The sequence below is a fragment of the Streptomyces sp. NPDC032091 genome (assembly GCF_055580265.1).
Genome location: NZ_JBVILR010000028.1, coordinates 46,377 through 64,315, shown reverse-complemented (window position 1 = coordinate 64,315; position 17,939 = coordinate 46,377). Strand labels below are relative to the sequence as shown.

The following is a 17,939-nucleotide window of genomic DNA, read 5'->3' as shown; positions in this document are numbered from 1 at the left end:
TCCGTCCGGCCGCGCTCCCCCGCGCGTCCCGGGCCTCCACCCGTTCGGGCCACCGGCCGGATCCCACACCTCGGCCGACCCGCCGAAACTACCCCGTAGTAGGACTTCCTTCGCCCGACCGGCCGTGCCTACCGTGCCTCCATGACCTCTACCGATGGTTTCGGTTACACCGAGTACACCGCCGACGCGCGCCCCGGCTTCGCCCGGCTGCTGGGCGACTGCGCCCGCATGGCCCCGCACTGGGCGGTCCCCCCGGAGCCCTCGCCGGTGCGGGTGGCGCCCTCGCAGATCCACGGGGTCAGCGTCCCGCCGGCCTCCGCCCGGCTGATCGCCGCCACCGCGGAGTACGGGGAGTAGGGGAAGGAAAAGAGGGGGGAACCGGTTGCGCGGTCCGCGCGTCACACCCGCATCACGTACGGCGGGACACGCGAAGGAGCGAGCGGTGACCAGCGAACGACCCGATACATCACGCGCCACACGACGGCGGCCGGCCTGGGCCATCGGCTCCATCGCGGCAGCCGTCCTGCTGGCCGGCGGCGGTACGGCCTACTGGGCGTCGACGGCGTACGGCGACGCCTCGGGCGGCCGCGGCCGTACGGAGGACACCGCGGCGGTCGCCCCGCGCGCCGCCGGGACCCCCTCGCGGCCGGGCATCGCCCCCGGGGAGCCGGACCCGAACGGCGGCGGGGTCACCTACCGGGCGGACGGGCCGCTCCCCCAGGCCCCGGCGTCCGCGCCCTCCTTCGCCGCGTCCGGGGAGGTCACCTCGGAGGAGGTGGCCCGGCTCGCGCAGGCCCTCGGGATCTCCGGCGCGCCCCGCCTCAGCGGTGAGCAGTGGCTGGCCGGCGAATCCGGCGACGGCTCCGGGCCCCGGCTGAGCGTCACCCGCAAGGCCCCCGGCACCTGGAGCTTCTCCCGCTACCAGGGCAGTGGCGCGGGCGACGACTGTGTGCGCGGTAAGGACACCTGCGGCCCCGCCACGCTCCCCGAGGGGACGGGTGCGGCGAAGCCGGCCGCGCCGGCGGACGCGGGTTCCGGCACGCCGGTCTCCGAGCAGGCCGCGAAGGAGGCCGCGGCGCCGGTGCTGGCGGCGGCCGGGCAGGGCGACGCGAAGGTGGACGCCCGTCTGGTGACGGGTTCGGTCCGGGTGGTGGTCGCCGACCCGGTGGTGGGCGGCCTGCCCACGCAGGGTTGGTCCAGCCGGATCAGCGTCGGGGCGGACGGCCGGGCGGTGGCGGGCAGCGGGGAGCTGAAGGCCCCGGCCCGCGGGGCGGAGCAGCCCGTGGTCGGCGCCGCCGAGGCCCTGGACCGGCTCAACGCCGCGAGCAAGGGCGGCGGTGACGGCACCGGCCCCGGCCCCGGCCCCAGCGGCTGCGCGACCTCGGTGCCGCTGACCCCGGACACGGCGACGGGGGCCACGGACACCCTGCCCTGCAACCCGGAGCCGCGCCCGATGAAGCCGCCGCGGACGGAGAGCGTGAAGGGGGCCGTGTTCGGCCTGGTCGCGGGGACGGTCGACGGCGGGCGGGGCCTCGTACCGGCCTGGCTGTTCGACGTGGCGGGTACGGACGGCAAGCCGGGCCGCACGGTGGTGCAGCCCGCGGCCCGTGAGGACGGCGGCTCCACGGCGCCGGTGCCCCCGCAGGGCCGTACCGTGCCGGGGTTCTCGTACGCGCAGGCCGACCGGACGCTGACGGTCAACTTCTGGGGCGGGGTGTGCAGCACGTACGCCCTGGAGGCGCGGGAGGAGGCCGGCTCGGTCCTGGTGAAGATCACGGACACCCCGAACAAGCCGGGTCAGGCCTGCGTCATGCTGGCGAAGGAGATGTCCGTCACGGCGCAGCTGAAGCAGCCGCTGGGCGAGCGCAAGGTGGTCGACGCGACGACCGGGAAGACGCTGGCCCGCCAGTAGGCGCAACGGGCGAGGGCCCGGGCGCCGGTCGGATCGACCGGGGCCCGGGCCCTCGTCGTGCGCGTTCAGCCGGCTTTAGCTGAAGGAGTCGCCGCAGGCGCAGGAGCCGGTGGCGTTCGGGTTGTCGATCGTGAAGCCCTGCTTCTCGATGGTGTCGACGAAGTCGATGGAGGCGCCGCCGAGGTAGGGGGCGCTCATGCGGTCGGTGACGACCTTGACGCCGTCGAAGTCCTTGACGACGTCGCCGTCGAGGGAGCGCTCGTCGAAGAAGAGCTGGTAGCGCAGGCCGGAGCAGCCGCCGGGCTGGACGGCGACGCGCAGCGCCAGGTCATCGCGGCCTTCCTGCTCCAGCAGGGTGCGGACCTTCTCGGCGGCGGCGTCGGACAGGAGGATGCCGTCGCTCACGGTGGTCTTGTCGTCCTGTACGGACATCTGCATTCACTCCCGAAGTGGGCGGCTCCCCGCCGGGCGGCTGGGGAAACGTCGGACTCTTGCCGTCGGTGGCAACCAGCGGGACCGCGGTTTCATTCCGGGTCCGGCGCCTTGTTTCAGATATTCATGCTCGCACACCCGTGGGGAGCGGTGGACCTCTCTCGGAGGGCCACTGGAGTGTGCCGCTCCGGAGCGGGCGAATGCGTCACATCGACATTATCGCCATCGTCAAAGTGACGTGAAGCGGCTACCATAGATAACGTCATATAGACGAGAAGTCGAAGTGACGCCTTCGGAAGCCCTCTTCGGAAGGCACCTAGTCGCAGAACAGAAAGGGTGCGTGTCGTGACCACCGCCCAGCCCTTGGACGTCCAGCCGACGCCCCTTGCCCTGCTGCTGCTCGGCCGCGAGTCCGACCCCAAGAGCGAGCGCGGCGTGGAGTGCCCCGGCGACCTGCCCTCGCCCTCGGACCCGGACCTGGTGGCACGCGCCCGCGCGGCCAAGGAGAAGCTCGGGGACAAGGTCTTCATCCTCGGGCACCACTACCAGCGTGACGAGGTCATCGAGTTCGCCGACGTCACCGGCGACTCCTTCAAGCTGGCCCGCGACGCGGCCGCCAAGCCGGAGGCCGAGTACATCGTCTTCTGCGGTGTGCACTTCATGGCCGAGTCCGCGGACATCCTGACCTCCGACGCCCAGAAGGTCGTCCTGCCCGACCTCGCGGCCGGCTGCTCGATGGCCGACATGGCCACCGCCGAGCAGGTCGCCGAGTGCTGGGACGTGCTGACCGAGGCCGGGATCGCCGGCGCCACCGTGCCCGTCTCGTATATGAACTCCTCCGCCGACATCAAGGCCTTCACCGGCAAGCACGGCGGCACGATCTGTACCTCGTCCAACGCGAAGAAGGCCCTGGAGTGGGCCTTCGAGCAGGGCGAGAAGGTCCTCTTCCTCCCGGACCAGCACCTGGGCCGCAACACCGCCGTCCGCGACATGGGCATGTCCCTGGACGACTGCGTGCTCTACAACCCGCACAAGCCGAACGGCGGGCTGACCGCCGAGCAGCTGCGCGGCGCCAAGATGATCCTGTGGCGCGGCCACTGCTCGGTCCACGGCCGCTTCAGCCTGGACTCGGTCAACGACGTGCGCGAGCGGATCCCGGGCGTCAACGTGCTGGTGCACCCCGAGTGCAAGCACGAGGTCGTCGCGGCCGCGGACTACGTCGGTTCGACGGAGTACATCATCAAGGCGCTGGAGGCGGCCCCGGCCGGCTCCAAGTGGGCCATCGGCACCGAGCTGAACCTCGTCAAGCGGCTGGCGAACCGATTCGCCGCCGAGGACAAGGAAGTCGTCTTCCTCGACAAGACGGTCTGCTTCTGCTCGACGATGAACCGCATCGACCTCCCCCACCTGGTGTGGACCCTGGAGTCCCTGGCCGAGGGCAACCTCGTCAACCAGATCCAGGTCGACAAGGAGACGGAGAGCTTCGCCAAGCTCGCGCTGGAGCGCATGCTCGCCCTCCCGTAGCCGTAGCGCACACGCACGAAGGGGCGCCCCCCGGTGGGGGCGCCCCTTCGGCGTTCACGGGGTCAGACCGTGACCCGGTCCTCGTCCGACGGGGCCGGGACCACCGTCGGCCCGGCCTGGCGCTTGGCCTCGCGCTTGGCCTCGCGCCTGGCCCGGCGGCGCTCCTTGCGCAGCTCGATCGCCGTGTAGAGCGTCGGGACCAGCAGCAGAGTCAGCAGGGTGGAGCTGACCAGGCCGCCGATCACGACCACCGCGAGCGGCTGCGAGATGAAGCCGCCCTCGCCGGTGACGCCCAGCGCCATCGGCAGCAGCGCGAAGATCGTCGCCAGGGCCGTCATCAGGATGGGCCGCAGACGGTGCCGCCCGCCCTCGACGACCGCCTCGACCACGCCCAGGCCCTGCGCCCGGTACTGGTTGACCAGGTCGATGAGGACGATGGCGTTGGTGACCACGATGCCGATGAGCATCAGCATGCCGATCATCGCGGGGACGCCCATGGGGGTGCCGGTGACGATGAGCAGGCCGAGGGCGCCGGTGGCGGCGAAGGGCACGGAGACCAGCAGGATCAGCGGCTGGACCAGCGAGCGGAAGGTCGCGACCAGCAGCATGAAGACGATCGCGATGGCGGCGAGCATCGCCAGGCCCAGCGAGCCGAAGGCCTCGTCCTGGTCCTGGGAGACGCCGCCGATGGAGGCCGTGGCCCCTTCGGGCAGGTCCAGGGCCTTGAGCTTGCTCTGGAGGGCGGTGCTGACGGCGCCGGTGTTGTCGCCGACCGGCTTGGCGGTGATGGTGGCGGCGCGGGCGCCGTCGATCCGGGTCATCGCGACGGGGCCGGGGACCTCCTTGACCTCGGCGATGTCGCCGAGCCTGGCCGGGCCGACGGGCAGGGCCTGGAGTTCGGCCAGGGTGGTGGCCGGGTGGGCGGAGCGGATGACGATGTCCCGCTCGGTGTCGTCCAGTACGGCCTTGCCGGCCGGGTTGCCGCGGACGGCCTGGGCGACGATCGCGCCGAGCGCGGCCTGGTTGAGGCCCGCCTCGGCGGTCTTGGGGGTGGCGGTGACCGAGATCCGGGGCACGGACTGGGCGAGGTCGCTCTGGACGTCGGTGACGTCCTTGAGGGTGGCGACCTCGGCGCGGACCTGCTCGGCGGCCTTGGCGAGGACGGCGCCGTCGCCGGCCTTGACGACCACGCTCAGGTTCTGGGCGCCGAAGCCGCCGCCCGCCGAGAGGGACGTGTCGCCGATGCCCCGGAGCTTGCCGAGGGCGTCCTGGATGCGCCGCTTGACGGCCTCGGAGTGCTTGGCGTCGTCCAGGGTGACCTGGTAGGAGGCCTGGTTGGTGCCCGTTCCGCCGCCGAAGGCCGCGAGGAAGCCGGAGGAACCGACGGTGACCTGGTAGTCCTTGACGCCCTCGACGGAGGCCAGGGCCTGCTCCACCTTCCGGCTCGCCTCGTCGGTGGCGGCCAGGGAAGTGCCGGCGGGCAGTTCCTGCTTGACCGTCAGGACGTCCTGCGCGCCCTGGTCGAAGAAGTTGGTCTTGAGCAGCGGGGTCATCCCGAAGGTGGCGACCAGGACCACGACCGCGAGGGCGATGCTGGTCAGGCGGCGCCGGGTGGCGAAGCCCAGGACCCGCACGTAGAGGCGCTGGAGGCGGCTCTTCGCCTCCTTCTCCTCGGCCTCCCGGCGGGCCTTCTCCGGATCCTCGGAGGTGCCCTTGGGGGCGCGCAGGAACCAGTACGAGAGCACCGGGACCACCGTCAGGGAGACCAGCAGCGAGGCCAGCAGGGAGGCGGTCACGGTGAGCGAGAAGGAGCCGAACAGCTCGCCGATCATGCCGCCGACCAGGCCGATCGGCAGGAAGACGGCGACGGTGGTCAGGGTGGAGGAGGTGACCGCGCCGGCCACCTCCTTGACGGCGGCGATGATCGCGGCCTCGCGCTCCTCGCCGTAGCCGAGGTGGCGCTTGATGTTCTCCAGGACCACGATCGAGTCGTCGACGACCCGGCCGATGGCGATGGTGAGCGCGCCCAGCGTCAGCATGTTGAGCGACAGGTCGCGGGTCCACAGCACGATCAGGGCGAGGACCACGGACAGCGGGATGGACACCGCGGTGACCAGCGTCGAGCGGATCGAGGCGAGGAAGAGCAGGATCACGATCACGGCGAAGGCCAGACCGAGGAGGCCCTCGGTGGTGAGGCCGGAGATGGAGCGGGCCACGGCCGGACCCTGGTCGCTGACGACGGTCAGCGCGGCGCCGGAGCCGAGCTGGGCGCGCAGCCCGGGCAGCTTGTCCTTGACGGCGTCGGAGATGGCGACGGCGCTGCCGTCCTTGTCCATGGTGAGGACGAGGGCGAGGCTCGGCTTGCCGTTGGTACGGGTGATCGAGTCGGCCTTGGCCGGCTCCTGCTTGACGGCGGCCACGTCGCCGAGCCGGACGACCGGCTTGCCGGGGCCCGCGGTCAGCCGGAGGTCCTCCAGCTGGGCGAGGGAGGTGTAGCCGGAGCCGACGCGGACGGTGCGGTTCTTGCCCTGCTCGTCGAAGGAGCCGGCGGGGACGGCCGCGCCACCCGCCCTGAGGCCCTCGGCGAGGGCGGCTCCGTCGAGGCCGGCGGCGGCGAGCTTGGCGTTGTCGGGGGTGACGGTGACCTGGAGGTCGCGGACGCCTTCGACGCTGACCCGGCCGACGCCGTCGAGGTCTTCCAGGACGGGCACGACGGAACGGTTCAGCTGGTCGGCGAGGGCCTGCTGGTCCTTGTCCGAGGTGACGGCGAGGACGACGGTCGGGATGTCGTCGGTGGAGCCGGCCACCACCTGCGGGTCCACCTCGGCGGGCAGCCGGACGCGGGCCCGGTTGACGGCCTGCTGGACGTCGGCGACGAGCTGCTTGGTGCCCTCGTCGCCGTAGTCGAAGGTGGCACGGATGAGGGCGTTGCCCTCGCTGGCGGTGGAGGTGATGCCGGTGATGCCGTCGACGCCCTTGAGGGTGTTCTCGATGGGCTCGATGACCTGCTTCTCGACCACGTCGGGCGAGGCGCCCTGGTAGGGCGCGAGCACGGAGACCATCGGCAGTTCGATGGACGGCAGCAGCTGCTGCTTGAGCTGCGGGATGGCTATGGCGCCGAAGAGCAGTGCGACGATCGACACGAGGCCGATCAGGGCTCTCTGGGCCAGGCTGAAGCGGGACAGCCAGGACATGGATGTGGGATCTCTCTGCTGTGACGTGGGCGAGGGTCCTCCAGACTCACCCGCGCCGGGCCGCGGCTGCGTCGGCCCCAGGTCCCGTCCTTATGCGCGGCATACCGCGCCCGCAGTACACCGTCCTACTGCGGGCGCGCGCCGTCGTCGGCGGATGTCAGTCGGCGCGCGGGCGGACCAGGCCCGATTCGTACGCGATGACCACCAATTGCGCCCGGTCCCGGGCGCCGAGCTTGGCCATGGCACGGTTCACGTGGGTCTTCACGGTCAGCGGGCTGACCTCCAGCCGGCCGGCGATGCCGTCGTTGGACAGGCCGGCGGCCACCTGGACGAGGACCTCCCGCTCGCGGCCGGTCAGCGCGGCCAGCCGTTCGGCGTGGGCCGAGCCGGCGGCGGGGGCGTCGCCGCGGCCGCCCTGGGCGAGGAAGCTGGCGATCAGCCCCTTGGTGGCGGCCGGGGAGAGCAGGGCCTCGCCGGCGGCCGCGACACGGATGGCGTTGAGCAGCTCGTCGGGCTCGGCGCCCTTGCCGAGGAAGCCGGAGGCTCCGGCGCGCAGGGCCTGGACCACGTACTCGTCCACCTCGAAGGTGGTCAGCATGACGACCCGGACCCCGGCGCACTCCGGGTCCCGGCTGATCATGCGGGTGGCGGCGAGGCCGTCGGTGCCGGGCATGCGGATGTCCATGAGGACGACGTCCGCCCCGGACTCGCGGGCCAGGGCGTGGGCCTGGGCCCCGTCGGAGGCCTCCCCGACGACGCGCATGTCGGGCTCGGAGTCGACGAGCACCTTGAACGCGCTGCGCAGCAGCGCCTGGTCGTCGGCGAGCAGCACCTTGATGGGGCCTGCGCCCCGCTCCTGAGCCCGGTTCTCGTCCACGCCCCGAGGGTACGCGGGCGGTGGGGCGCGCGATCAGCCGAGGGCGAGGACGACGAGGACGGCCGTGGCGGCCGTCTCGCAGACGGCGCCGAACACGTCGCCGGTGACCCCGTCGAAGCGGCGTACGCAGCGGCGCAGCAGGAGTTCGGCGGCGAGCAGGCCGGCGAGGACGGCCGCGGCGTGCCGGGCGGCGGCGGCCGGCCCCGCCGGGAGGGCGGCGAGGGCGGCGGCGGCCAGGACCAGGCCGGCCACCGCGGCGGCCGCGCGGTGCGGGACGGCGCCCGCGACGGCCGCGCCGAGCCCGCCGGGCCGGGCGGCGGGGACGCCGCGGCGGGCGGCCAGGGTCATCGCGAGGCGGGCGGTGACGGCGGCGGTGACGGCGGCGAGCGCGCCCCGGCTCCAGGAGTCGGCGTAGGCGTGGGCGAGGGCGGCGACCTGGACCAGGAGGACGAAGAGCAGGGTGATGACGCCGAAGGGGCCGATGTCGGACTGCTTCATGATCCGCAGGGCGTCCTCGGCGGGCTTGGCGCTGCCGAGCCCGTCGGCGGTGTCGGCCAGTCCGTCGAGGTGGAGGCCTCGGGTCAGGGCGGCGGGGACGGCGGCGGTGACGGCCGCGGCGAGCAGGGGGCCACCGCCGAGCAGCAGCAGGAGGACGCCGGGTACGGTGGCGAGGAGGCCGACGACGAGGCCGGCGAGCGGGGCGCAGACCATGCCGGTGCGGGCCGCGGGCCGGTCCCAGCGGGTGATGCGCGCGGGCAGGACGGTCAGCGTGCCGAAGGCGAAGCGGATCCCGTCGGCCAGCGTGGCGCTCTCCGTGGGCGGGAGCGGGGGTCGATCATCGGTCGAATCTGTCATCGGCGCGAACGCTACCCGCATACGGTGGACGGTAAATTGCTCATTACGGGTCATATCGGGAGCGGGTGTCGTGGGTCACTGGTGGGATCGGAACATCGTCGATCCGGGGAAGCTCCCGCTGCTGCTCGCGCTGTTGTCGTTCGTGTTCTCGTTCCTGGTCACACGGGTGATCACCCGGCTGATCCGGGCGGGGCGGGGACCCTTCAAGAACATCACCCCGGGCGGGCTGCACGTCCACCACGTGGTGCCCGGGGTGGTCCTGGTGATCATCGGCGGGTTCGGGGCGGTGGGCAGCGGCGGGCACACCTTCGGCGCGGGCCTGTCGGCCGTGCTCTTCGGGCTGGGCGCGGGGCTGGTGCTGGACGAGTTCGCGCTGATCCTGCACCTGGACGACGTCTACTGGAGCGAGCAGGGCCGCAAGAGCGTGGAGGTCGTCGTCCTGACGGCCGCCGTGGTCGCCCTGGTGCTCGGCGGTTTCCTGCCCTTCGGGGTCAACGAGCTGTCGCCCGGGGAGCGGCACAGCCGCGGGCTCGTCGTCATGAACACCGCCACCAACTTCTTCCTGGCGCTGATCGCCCTGTGGAAGGGCAAACCCCGTACGGCGCTCTTCGGGACGGTCATCCCCTTCGTCGCGCTGATCGGGGCGGTGCGGCTGGCCCGGCCCGGGTCCCCGTACGCGAAGCGGTTCTACGCCCACCGGCCGCGCGCCCGCGCCAAGGCGGGGCTGCGGGCCTTCCACCACGACCGGCGCTGGGCCCGGCCGCGCCGCCGGTTCGAGAACTTCATCAGCGGGCTGTCCGACCCGGAGCGGGCGCGGGAGAGGAGCGGCGGCGGGGGCGGTCCGGGCCACGGCCGCGGATGACGCGAAGGGCCCGCCCCCGATGACGGGGGCGGGCCCTTCACACGCGTCGGTGCCCTCGGTGCGCGGGCCCGGTCAGCCCGGGATGAGGCCGTCGTCGCTGAGCATGTCCCGGACCTCGTCGAGGGTCGCGTCCGGGGCGGGCAGGATCAGCTCGGAGGGTTCCAGGGCGTCGTCGGGCAGCGGGGTGCCGAGGCGCCGCACGGCGTCGAGCAGGGCGCCCAGCGTGCGCCGGAAGCCCGCCTCGTCGCCGGACTCCATCTCCTCCAGGAGTTCGTCGTCCAGCCTGTTGAGCTCGATGAAGTGACCGTCGGCCACCTTCACCTGACCTTCCCCCATGATGCGGACAATCATGACGGGCCCCTGTCCTACTGCTTGTCGAACCGGTGCTGGGTCTGCTGCGGCCGGTCGGCGCCCGGGGCGCCGCCCTCGATGGCCTGCTGCTGCGCGGACGGACCGCCGGCCAGCTCCGCCTTCATCCGCTGGAGCTCCAGCTCGACGTCGTTGCCGCCGGAGAGGCGGTCGAGCTCGGCCTGGATGTCGTCCTTGGAGCCGAGGCCGCTGCGGTCGTCGAGGGCGCCGGAGGCCAGCAGCTCGTCGATCGCGCCGGCGCGGGCCTGGAGCTGGGCGGTCTTGTCCTCGGCCCGCTGGATGGCCAGGCCGACGTCGCTCATCTCCTCGGAGATGCCGGAGAAGGACTCGGCGATCCGGGTCTGGGCCTGGGCGGCGGTGTAGGTGGCCTTGATGGTCTCCTTCTTCGTCCGGAAGGCGTCCACCTTGGCCTGGAGGCGCTGGGACGCGAGCGTCAGCTTCTCCTCCTCGCCCTGGAGGGTCTGGTGCTGCACCTCCAGGTCGGCGACCTGCTGCTGGAGCGACGACCGGCGGGACAGGGCCTCGCGGGCCAGGTCCTCGCGGCCCAGGGCGAGGGCCTTGCGGCCCTGCTCCTCCAGCTTGGCGGACTGGCTCTGCAGCTGGTTCAGCTGGAGCTCCAGGCGCTTGCGGGAGGTCGCCACGTCGGCGACGCCTCGGCGCACCTTCTGCAGTAGCTCCAGCTGCTTCTGGTAGGAGTAGTCGAGGGTCTCGCGCGGGTCCTCGGCCCGGTCAAGGGCCTTGTTCGCCTTCGCGCGGAAGATCATCCCCATACGCTTCATGACACCGCTCATGGGCTTCGCGCGCCCCCTTCTGGACGGACTGTGGTGCAGGTCACCGACAGGACCCACAGTACGGGCCCTGCTTCCATTACCGCACTGTTCGAGTACGGATGTGCTCCTCCTCCAGGACGAGTACCCCCGGCGCCGTGTCAGGCGTAAGGAGTAGGTGATCCCCGAGGACCTCAGGAGCCTCGTACGGGGAAGACGCCCGCCGTTGCCGGATCGTTCCCCGCCGAGGTGGGCCGCCCGCCCTCGACCACGTAGGGTTGTGTCTGTGTTTGGTAGCCGCTCCTCCAAGGAAGAGAAGGCCGCCGCCACCGAAAAGGTGAGCGCCGACCTCTCGCAGCCCCGTGACCCGCAGGCCCCCAAGGGCCGCCCGACGCCGAAGCGCGCTGTCGCACAGTCGCAGCGCAAGGCCGTCGTGGCCTCGACCGGCAACCGCAAGGAGGACGCCCGGCGGGCCCGCGAGCGCCGCCGGGAAGAGATGGCACGCCAGCGCGAGGCGCTGGCCAACGGCGACGAGCGCTATCTGCCCGCCCGCGACAAGGGCCCCGTCCGCCGGTTCGTGCGCGACTTCGTGGACTCCCGCTATTCCGTCGCCGAGATGTTCCTGCCGCTGGCCGTGATCATCCTGGTGCTGAGCATGATCCGGGTGAACTCGATCCAGACCGTCGCGCTGACGCTGTGGATGGTCGTGATCGCCCTGATCGTCCTGGACTCGATCGGCCTGGTCTTCCGGCTCCGCAAGGCCCTCAACGAGCGCTTCACGAACGAGCCCCGCCGCGGCGCCATCGCCTACGGCCTGATGCGCACCCTCCAGATGCGCCGGCTGCGTCTGCCCAAGCCGCAGGTCAAGCGCGGGGAACGGCCCTGACCGGAGCGACGCCCGCACCGTCAGGGGCGTCGAAGGGGGAGGGCTTCTCGGGGGGAGCCAGGCTCTGGCTGGAGGGCCTGGGCGGACTGCGCAACGCCGTCCGCCAGGAACTCGTCGGCCGGCAGGTCGAGGAACAGATCACCCAGCGCTTCCCCGTCGGGCAGCGGCTGCGCGTCCTCGACGTCGGCATGGGCCAGGGCACCCAGGCGCTGCGCCTCGCCCGCGCCGGGCACATGGTCACCGGGCTGGAACAGGACGCCGCCATGCTGGCGGTCGCCCACGCCGCGCTGGCCGCCGAGCCGGCCGGGATCCGCGACCGGGTCGAGCTGATCGAGGGCGACGGCCGGGAGACGGGCGCGCACTTCGGGCCGGGCAGCTTCGACGTGGTGCTGTGCCACGGCGTACTGATGTACGTCTCCGAGCCGGACGCCATGCTCGCCGGGCTCGCCCGGATGCTGGCCCCGGGCGGACTGCTGTCCCTGCTGGTGCGCAACGGCGACGCCCTCGCGCTGCGGCCGGGGCTGTCCGGGGACTGGACGGGGGCACTGGTCGCCTTCGACACCGTCGACTACACGAACCGGCTGGGCCTGGAGGTACGGGCCGACCGGCTCGCCGACCTGACGGCCACCCTGTCCGGCATCGGCGCACCGCTGCACACCTGGTACGGGGTCCGCGTCTTCACCGACGGCACCGAAGCCGCCGCGGAGCTGCCGCCCGAGGAGGAGCTGGAACGGCTGCTCGCCGCCGAGGAACGGGCCGGGCGCACCGACCCCTACCGCTCGGTGGCCGCACTGCTGCACCTGTGCGGCGTGCGCGGCTGACGGAGCCGGCGGAACGGAAAACCCCCGGGGACCACCCCGGGGGTTTCGCACATCAGGGCGTCAGGCCTCCGCTGCCGCGCTGAGGCTCATCCTGTAGATCTCCGTCGCGTCCTCGAACAGGGTCACCCGTTCCGCGCCGCCGTCCAGGAGCTCCTTCCAGACCTCGCCGATCCAGGACTCCGCGTCCCCCTGCGTGGTGAACTCCTCCGGTTCCACCGCCGGGCTGGTCTCGGTGCCGTCGGCCGCCTCGAACCGCCACGTCCACGCCATGTCCGCCTCCGTTGGTCGTCCGCTACTCGCCTTGAGTGTGCCCGCAGCGTAACCGGGCGCGCACCAGTACCGGCGAAGGGAGAGGATCTCCGTGTGGAACTCACTCTCCTCGGCACCGGTACCCCCGAAGGACTGCCCCGCCCCGGCTGTCCCTGCGCCGTCTGCGCGGTCTCCGTCGGCACCCGGGCGCGCGCCGCGACGTCCGTCCTAGTCGACGGCGCACTGCTGCTCGACCTCACCCCCGGGGCGGTGCTCGCCGGGGCCCGCGCCGGACACTCGCTGGGCGGCGTACGGCAGGTGCTGCTGACCCACCCGCACGACGGGCCGGCCGTCGAGCTGCCGCCCGGGCTGCCCGCCGCCGGACGGGTCCCCGACGGACGGGAGCTCGCCGTGATCAGCGGGCACCGGGTGCGGGCCGTACCGATGGACTCGCCCGGGACCGGGTACGAGGTCACCGGCCCGGACGGGGCCCGGCTGCTGTACCTGCCGCCCGGCGGGGCACCCGCCGGCACCGAGGGCGTGCCCGCGCCCCGCCCCTACGACGTGGTCCTCGCCGACGTGCTCGGCCGGCCCGAGGCGCTGGCCCGGCTGCGGTCGACCGGCGCCGTCGGCCCCGCCACCGACGTGATCGCCGTCCACCTCGACCACGGCACCCCGCCCGGCGGGGAGCTGGAGCGCCGCTGCGCCGCCGCCGGGGCCCGCGCCGTGCCCGACGGCACCACGGTGACGGCCGGCGAGTACCACGCCGTACCGGACCTGCCCCGCCGCACCCTGGTGCTGGGCGGCGCCCGCTCCGGCAAGTCCGTGGAGGCCGAACGCCGGCTGGAGGCCTTCCCCGAGGTGACGTACGTCGCCACCGGCGGCACCCGCGACGGCGACACGGAATGGTCCCAGCGCGTCGGCCTCCACCGCGAGCGGCGGCCCGCCCACTGGCGCACGGCCGAGACCTGCGACCTCGTCCCGCTGCTGGAACTGCCCGGCGCCCCCCTGCTGATCGACTGCCTCGCGCTGTGGCTCACCGACGCCATGGACCGGGCCGGGGCCTGGGACGACGCCGTCTGGGCGGGCGGCGGCCGCAAGGAGCTGCGGGCCCGCACCGCCGAACTGGTCGCGGCGGTCCGCGCCACCCGCCGCACGGTGGTACTGGTGAGCAACGAGGTGGGCTCCGGTGTGGTGCCCGCGACCGCTGCCGGACGGCGGTTCCGCGACGAGCTGGGCCGCCTCAACAGCGCGGTCGCGGGCGAGTGCGAGCACGTCCTGCTCGTGGTCGCCGGGCAGGCCCTCGTCCTCAAGGGGCAGCCGTCGTGACGGATCGACAACCGGCCCCCGGAGGAGGGGCGCCGGCGGCTGTAATCTCTGGCAGATGACCACGCTGAATCTCGACGACTTCTCCGATCTGATCGAACGCCCCGACGGGGGCGTCCGACGTGACGCCGAGGAGCGTCGTGGGCGCCTCGCCGTGCCGCCCGGCGCCCTGGGCCGGCTCGACGAGCTCGCCGCATGGCTGGCCGCCGCGCAGGGCCGGGTACCGGTCACGCCGATCGAGCGGCCGCGGGTCGTCCTGTTCGCCGCCGACCACGGCATCGCCGCCGGCGGCGTCTCCGCCCGGCCCGCGGGCAGCGCCCACGCCCTGGTGCGCGCGGTGCTCGACGGGACCAGCCCGGTCGCGATCCTCGCCGAGCGCTTCGGGGCGGGCGTCCGCGTCGTCGACGCGGGCCTGGACTGCGACCCCGCCCTGCTGCCCGAGGACGTCGTCCGCCACCGCGTACGGCGCGGCAGCGGGCGCATCGACGTCGAGGACGCCCTCACCGCCGAGGAAGCCGAGGCCGCGCTGAAGCTCGGCATCCGGATCGCCGACGAGGAGGCCGACTCCGGTACCGACCTCGTCGTCCTCGGCGACCTCAGCGTGGGCGGCACCACCGTCGCGGCCACCCTGGTCGCCGCCCTGTGCGGCACCGACGCCTCCGTGGTCACCGGCCGCGGCGGCCTGCCGATCGACGACCTGGCCTGGATGCGCAAGTGCGCCGCCATCCGCGACTCGCTGCGCCGCGCCCGCCCGGTGCTCGGCGACCAGACGGCGCTGCTGGCGGCGGTCGGCGGCGCCGACGTCGCCGCCATCACCGGCTTCCTGCTCCAGAGCGCGGTCCGCCGTACGCCCGTCATCCTCGACGGGGTCGTCTCGGCCGCCTGCGGGCTCGTCGCCCAGCGGGCCGCCTTCCGCGCCCCCGACTGGTGGCTGGCCGGACAGGGAAGCGGGGAGCCGGGCCAGGCCAAGGCCCTGGACCGGATGGCACTCAACCCGGTCCTCGACCACGGCGTCACAGTGGGAGAGGGAACCGGTGCCCTGCTGGCGCTCCCCCTGGTCCAGGCGGCGGCCGCGCTCGCGGCGGAACTGCCCGAAAGGGCGTCCGGAGAGCCGCCGGCGGACCGGAAGACGGACTGAAAGTACCGGGCACCACGGGCCTGACCAGTCCGCAGTGCCCGTACGGCCTGCGGACCGGTGGCGCCCATATCATCGCGTTTCATGGGAGAGGTCCGCTTGTCCAGCGTAGAAACCGACCGGAACAGCCTCGATCAGGCTTCCGGCAAGGGTTCCAACAACAAGAAGGAAAAGGAGCAGGCAGGAGAGGCCGCCGCCAAGCCGGAGACCCGCAGGGGAAGCCCGCGCTCGCGGCGCAGCGCCGCCTTCGCCGTCTGGTACCTCCGCGCCGTCACCTTCGTCAACTTCCTCAGCGCGGTGTGGCTTTCGCTCGGGCAGGACCTGCGCCGGCACAACACCGCCGACTTCTACACCCCGTACCTGCTGACGGCCGGCTTCGCCTCCGGCCTGTTCTCGCTGCTGCTCGCGGTCACCATGGGCCGCCGCAAGCGGGCCGCCTGGATCCTGAACCTGGTGGTCAGCGGCCTGCTGCTGCTCGCGTTCGCGGTCGCCGCCTTCGCCCCGTGCATCGGCGGCGAGTTCAGCATGTGCTACCCGGAGTTCCGCGACCACGCGCAGAACTGGGTCTCGCTCGCCCTCACCGCCGCCTTCGTCGGCGCCCTGCTGGTGGGCCGCCACGAGTTCTACGCCAAGGGCGACCGCTCCAACCCCAAGCTGGCCACCGCCGTCGCCGCCGTCGGCCTGCTGCTCACCTCGCTGGTCGCCGCGCTCCTCGTCGGCGCCACCAACACCGACCCGGACCGGGCCGACGCCACGTTCCTGGCCCGCTGGCGCTACGGCGTGATGCGACTCATCACCCTCGCCCCCGACGACAAGGCGTACAACGCGATCACCACCCCCGCCTGGGTGGACGTCTTCATCAACGTCATGTCGATGCTGCTGCTGCTCGCCGCGCTGTTCGCCGCCTTCCGCTCGCGCCGCGCCGTCGACCCCCTCACCCCCGAGGACGAGGAGAAGCTGCGCGCGCTGCTCGCCAAGCAGGGCGACCGCGACTCCCTCGGCTACTTCGCGCTGCGCCGCGAGAAGTCCGTCATCTGGTCCCCCACCGGCAAGGCCGCCGTCACCTACCGCGTCGTCGGCGGCGTCTCCCTGGCCTCCGGCGACCCCATCGGCGACCCCGAGGCCTGGCCCGGCGCCATCGAACCCTGGCTGGCCGAGGCCCGCGAACACGGCTGGGTCCCGGCCGTGATGGGCGCCTCCGAGGAAGCCGGACAGATCTACGCCCGCCACGGCCTGGACGCCCTGGAGCTCGGCGACGAGGCCATCGTCGAGACCGACGAGTTCACGCTGGAGGGCCGCGCCATGCGCACCGTCCGGCAGGCCTACAACCGCGTCAAGCGCGCCGGCTACACCGTCCGCATCCGCCGCCACGCCGACATCCCCGCCGACGAGATGGCCGTCCTGCTCCAGCGCGCCGACGACTGGCGCGACGGCGCCACCGAACGCGGCTTCTCCATGGCCCTGGGCCGCCTCGGCGACCCCGACGACGGCCAGTGCGTGATGCTGGAGTGCACCGACGGCAACGGCGACCTGCGCGCCGTGCTGTCCTTCGTCCCGTGGGGCCCCAAGGGCCTGTCGCTGGACCTGATGCGCCGTGACCGGGACTCCGAGAACGGCCTGATGGAGTTCATGGTGATCGAACTCCTGGAACGCTCGAAGGAGATCGGCGTCACACAGGTCTCACTGAACTTCGCGATGTTCCGTTCCGTCTTCGAGCGGGGGTCCAAGCTCGGCGCGGGACCGGTGCTGCGCATGTGGCGCTCGCTGCTGAGCTTCTTCTCCCGCTGGTGGCAGATCGAGTCCCTCTACCGGGCCAACGCCAAATACCGCCCGATCTGGGAGCCGCGGTTCATGCTCTTCGAGAAGAGTTCCGACCTGCTGCGCATCGGCATCGCGGCGGGCCGGGCCGAGGGCTTCCTGGAGGCGCCCGGCCTGCCGAAGTGGCTGCACCGCAGACATCTGGAGACGATTCGTTGACGTCGTGGACGACGGCCTCACCGCGGCGGTTCGCCCGCCGCGAGTGGGGCCCCCTGTTCTGGACCCTCAGGGACGCGCTCGTCCGCGACAAGTGGCGGGCCGTCCCGATGACCATCGGCGCGGTCTGCCTCACCTCGGTCTTCCAGATCGTGCAGAACACGCACTGGGGCTTCCAGCCCGTCCAGAACCTCGGGTCCGTCAAGGCCGTCGATCCCCTGTGGCTCGCGCTGCTGCGCACGCCGCTCTCCCTCTTCGTCCCCGCCCTCGACCTGCCGGTGTGGGGGGCGCTCGCGCAGATCCTGCTCGTCTTCGGGATCGCCGAGATCTGCATCGGCTGGTGGCGCACCCTCCTGATCGGCTACGTCGCCACCCTCGCCGGCACCACCTTCGCCCGCGTCGGGCTCTCCCTGGGCCCCGACCACCCCTTCGGCCTGCCGGTCACCGACCGCGTCGTCAACGACACCGGCCCCTCGGCCGCGGTGGTGGGGCTGGCCATCTACGTGTGCTGGCGCTACCGGGCCTACTTCACCGGCACGCTGGTGATCCTCGTGATGATCGGGGAGGTGCTGGTCAAGGACAACCTCGCCGGCAAGGAACACCTCGCGGCCATCGCCGGCGTCATGGCGGTGTGCGTGGTGCGCGCCAAGTGGGGCCCGCCACGCTCCCGGGCCCCCCTGGGCCGCCGCACCCCACCGCCACCCCGCCGCCCGTGCCCGCCCCGGCCGCCGGACGGCGGCTGAGGCCCTACGGGCG

17 protein-coding genes are annotated in these 17,939 nt (G+C 72.9%); 10 read left to right on the top strand and 7 right to left on the bottom strand.

What is annotated here, in order from left to right; all coding sequences use genetic code 11:
- The first annotated feature begins 141 nt into the window (after nt 1-141).
- Both ACZ5NJ_RS32870 and ACZ5NJ_RS32865 read left to right on the top strand, forming a co-directional pair.
- Nucleotides 142-357 carry a hypothetical protein gene (locus ACZ5NJ_RS32870; RefSeq protein ID WP_468769781.1) on the top strand — a complete coding sequence of 72 codons (216 nt, stop codon included), beginning with the start codon at nt 142-144 and terminating at the stop codon, nt 355-357.
- A gap of 85 nt (nt 358-442) precedes the next feature.
- Nucleotides 443-1,912 carry a hypothetical protein gene (locus ACZ5NJ_RS32865; RefSeq protein WP_468769780.1) on the top strand — a complete coding sequence of 490 codons (1,470 nt, stop codon included), beginning with the start codon at nt 443-445 and terminating at the stop codon, nt 1,910-1,912.
- 75 nt (nt 1,913-1,987) lie between these two features.
- Here the strand turns inward: ACZ5NJ_RS32865 and ACZ5NJ_RS32860 are convergent, their stop codons facing one another.
- Entirely contained in the window at nt 1,988-2,344 is a 357-nt protein-coding gene (locus ACZ5NJ_RS32860) for a HesB/IscA family protein (protein ID WP_030029080.1), read from the bottom strand.
- A 336-nt stretch (nt 2,345-2,680) separates the two neighbouring features.
- Here ACZ5NJ_RS32860 and nadA point away from each other — a divergent pair, with 336 nt between their 5' ends.
- The gene (gene nadA / locus ACZ5NJ_RS32855) at nt 2,681-3,868 is read left to right on the top strand and encodes a quinolinate synthase NadA (RefSeq protein WP_468769778.1); all 1,188 of its coding nucleotides are present in this window, start codon (nt 2,681-2,683) and stop codon (nt 3,866-3,868) included.
- A 62-nt stretch (nt 3,869-3,930) separates the two neighbouring features.
- Here the strand turns inward: nadA and ACZ5NJ_RS32850 are convergent, their stop codons facing one another.
- The 3 genes from ACZ5NJ_RS32850 to ACZ5NJ_RS32840 all read right to left on the bottom strand — a co-directional run bounded on the left by ACZ5NJ_RS32850 (nt 3,931) and on the right by ACZ5NJ_RS32840 (nt 8,794).
- Entirely contained in the window at nt 3,931-7,062 is a 3,132-nt protein-coding gene (locus ACZ5NJ_RS32850) for an efflux RND transporter permease subunit (protein WP_468769777.1), read from the bottom strand.
- Nucleotides 7,063-7,219: 157 nt separating this feature from the next.
- Nucleotides 7,220-7,939: a response regulator gene (locus ACZ5NJ_RS32845; RefSeq protein WP_468769775.1), complete on the bottom strand. Its 720-nt coding sequence runs from the start codon at nt 7,937-7,939 to the stop codon at nt 7,220-7,222.
- A 33-nt stretch (nt 7,940-7,972) separates the two neighbouring features.
- Nucleotides 7,973-8,794 carry an adenosylcobinamide-GDP ribazoletransferase gene (locus tag ACZ5NJ_RS32840; RefSeq protein ID WP_468769774.1) on the bottom strand — a complete coding sequence of 274 codons (822 nt, stop codon included), beginning with the start codon at nt 8,792-8,794 and terminating at the stop codon, nt 7,973-7,975.
- 70 nt (nt 8,795-8,864) lie between these two features.
- Between ACZ5NJ_RS32840 and ACZ5NJ_RS32835 the strand changes: the two genes are divergently transcribed.
- A complete protein-coding gene (locus tag ACZ5NJ_RS32835) occupies nt 8,865-9,656 on the top strand; it encodes a hypothetical protein (RefSeq protein ID WP_468769773.1) in 792 nt (263 codons plus the stop codon).
- Nucleotides 9,657-9,728: 72 nt separating this feature from the next.
- Here ACZ5NJ_RS32835 and pspAA read toward each other — a convergent pair whose 3' ends face one another.
- The gene (pspAA, locus tag ACZ5NJ_RS32830) at nt 9,729-10,007 is read right to left on the bottom strand and encodes a PspA-associated protein PspAA (RefSeq protein ID WP_468769771.1); all 279 of its coding nucleotides are present in this window, start codon (nt 10,005-10,007) and stop codon (nt 9,729-9,731) included.
- A 14-nt stretch (nt 10,008-10,021) separates the two neighbouring features.
- Nucleotides 10,022-10,816, bottom strand: coding sequence for a PspA/IM30 family protein (locus tag ACZ5NJ_RS32825; RefSeq protein WP_468769770.1), 795 nt, complete (start codon nt 10,814-10,816; stop codon nt 10,022-10,024).
- Nucleotides 10,817-11,078: 262 nt separating this feature from the next.
- On the opposite strand from ACZ5NJ_RS32825, the gene ACZ5NJ_RS32820 reads away from it, so the two are divergent.
- Both ACZ5NJ_RS32820 and ACZ5NJ_RS32815 read left to right on the top strand, forming a co-directional pair.
- Nucleotides 11,079-11,678 carry a DUF3043 domain-containing protein gene (locus ACZ5NJ_RS32820; RefSeq protein WP_468769769.1) on the top strand — a complete coding sequence of 200 codons (600 nt, stop codon included), beginning with the start codon at nt 11,079-11,081 and terminating at the stop codon, nt 11,676-11,678.
- A gap of 77 nt (nt 11,679-11,755) precedes the next feature.
- Nucleotides 11,756-12,499, top strand: coding sequence for a class I SAM-dependent methyltransferase (locus ACZ5NJ_RS32815; protein WP_468769847.1), 744 nt, complete (start codon nt 11,756-11,758; stop codon nt 12,497-12,499).
- A gap of 60 nt (nt 12,500-12,559) precedes the next feature.
- On the opposite strand, the gene ACZ5NJ_RS32810 is transcribed toward ACZ5NJ_RS32815, so the two are convergent.
- The gene (locus ACZ5NJ_RS32810) at nt 12,560-12,769 is read right to left on the bottom strand and encodes a hypothetical protein (protein ID WP_468769768.1); all 210 of its coding nucleotides are present in this window, start codon (nt 12,767-12,769) and stop codon (nt 12,560-12,562) included.
- A gap of 93 nt (nt 12,770-12,862) precedes the next feature.
- Between ACZ5NJ_RS32810 and ACZ5NJ_RS32805 the strand changes: the two genes are divergently transcribed.
- The 4 genes from ACZ5NJ_RS32805 (at nt 12,863) to ACZ5NJ_RS32790 (ending at nt 17,926) form a co-directional block, all read left to right on the top strand.
- Nucleotides 12,863-14,077, top strand: coding sequence for a bifunctional adenosylcobinamide kinase/adenosylcobinamide-phosphate guanylyltransferase (locus ACZ5NJ_RS32805; protein WP_468769766.1), 1,215 nt, complete (start codon nt 12,863-12,865; stop codon nt 14,075-14,077).
- A 55-nt stretch (nt 14,078-14,132) separates the two neighbouring features.
- A complete protein-coding gene (cobT, locus tag ACZ5NJ_RS32800) occupies nt 14,133-15,212 on the top strand; it encodes a nicotinate-nucleotide--dimethylbenzimidazole phosphoribosyltransferase (RefSeq protein ID WP_468769765.1) in 1,080 nt (359 codons plus the stop codon).
- An 81-nt stretch (nt 15,213-15,293) separates the two neighbouring features.
- Nucleotides 15,294-17,186: a phosphatidylglycerol lysyltransferase domain-containing protein gene (locus tag ACZ5NJ_RS32795; protein ID WP_468769764.1), complete on the top strand. Its 1,893-nt coding sequence runs from the start codon at nt 15,294-15,296 to the stop codon at nt 17,184-17,186.
- A complete protein-coding gene (locus ACZ5NJ_RS32790) occupies nt 17,183-17,926 on the top strand; it encodes a hypothetical protein (protein ID WP_468769763.1) in 744 nt (247 codons plus the stop codon). Before ACZ5NJ_RS32795 ends, ACZ5NJ_RS32790 begins: the two co-directional genes overlap by 4 nt.
- The last annotated feature ends 13 nt before the right edge of the window (nt 17,927-17,939 follow it).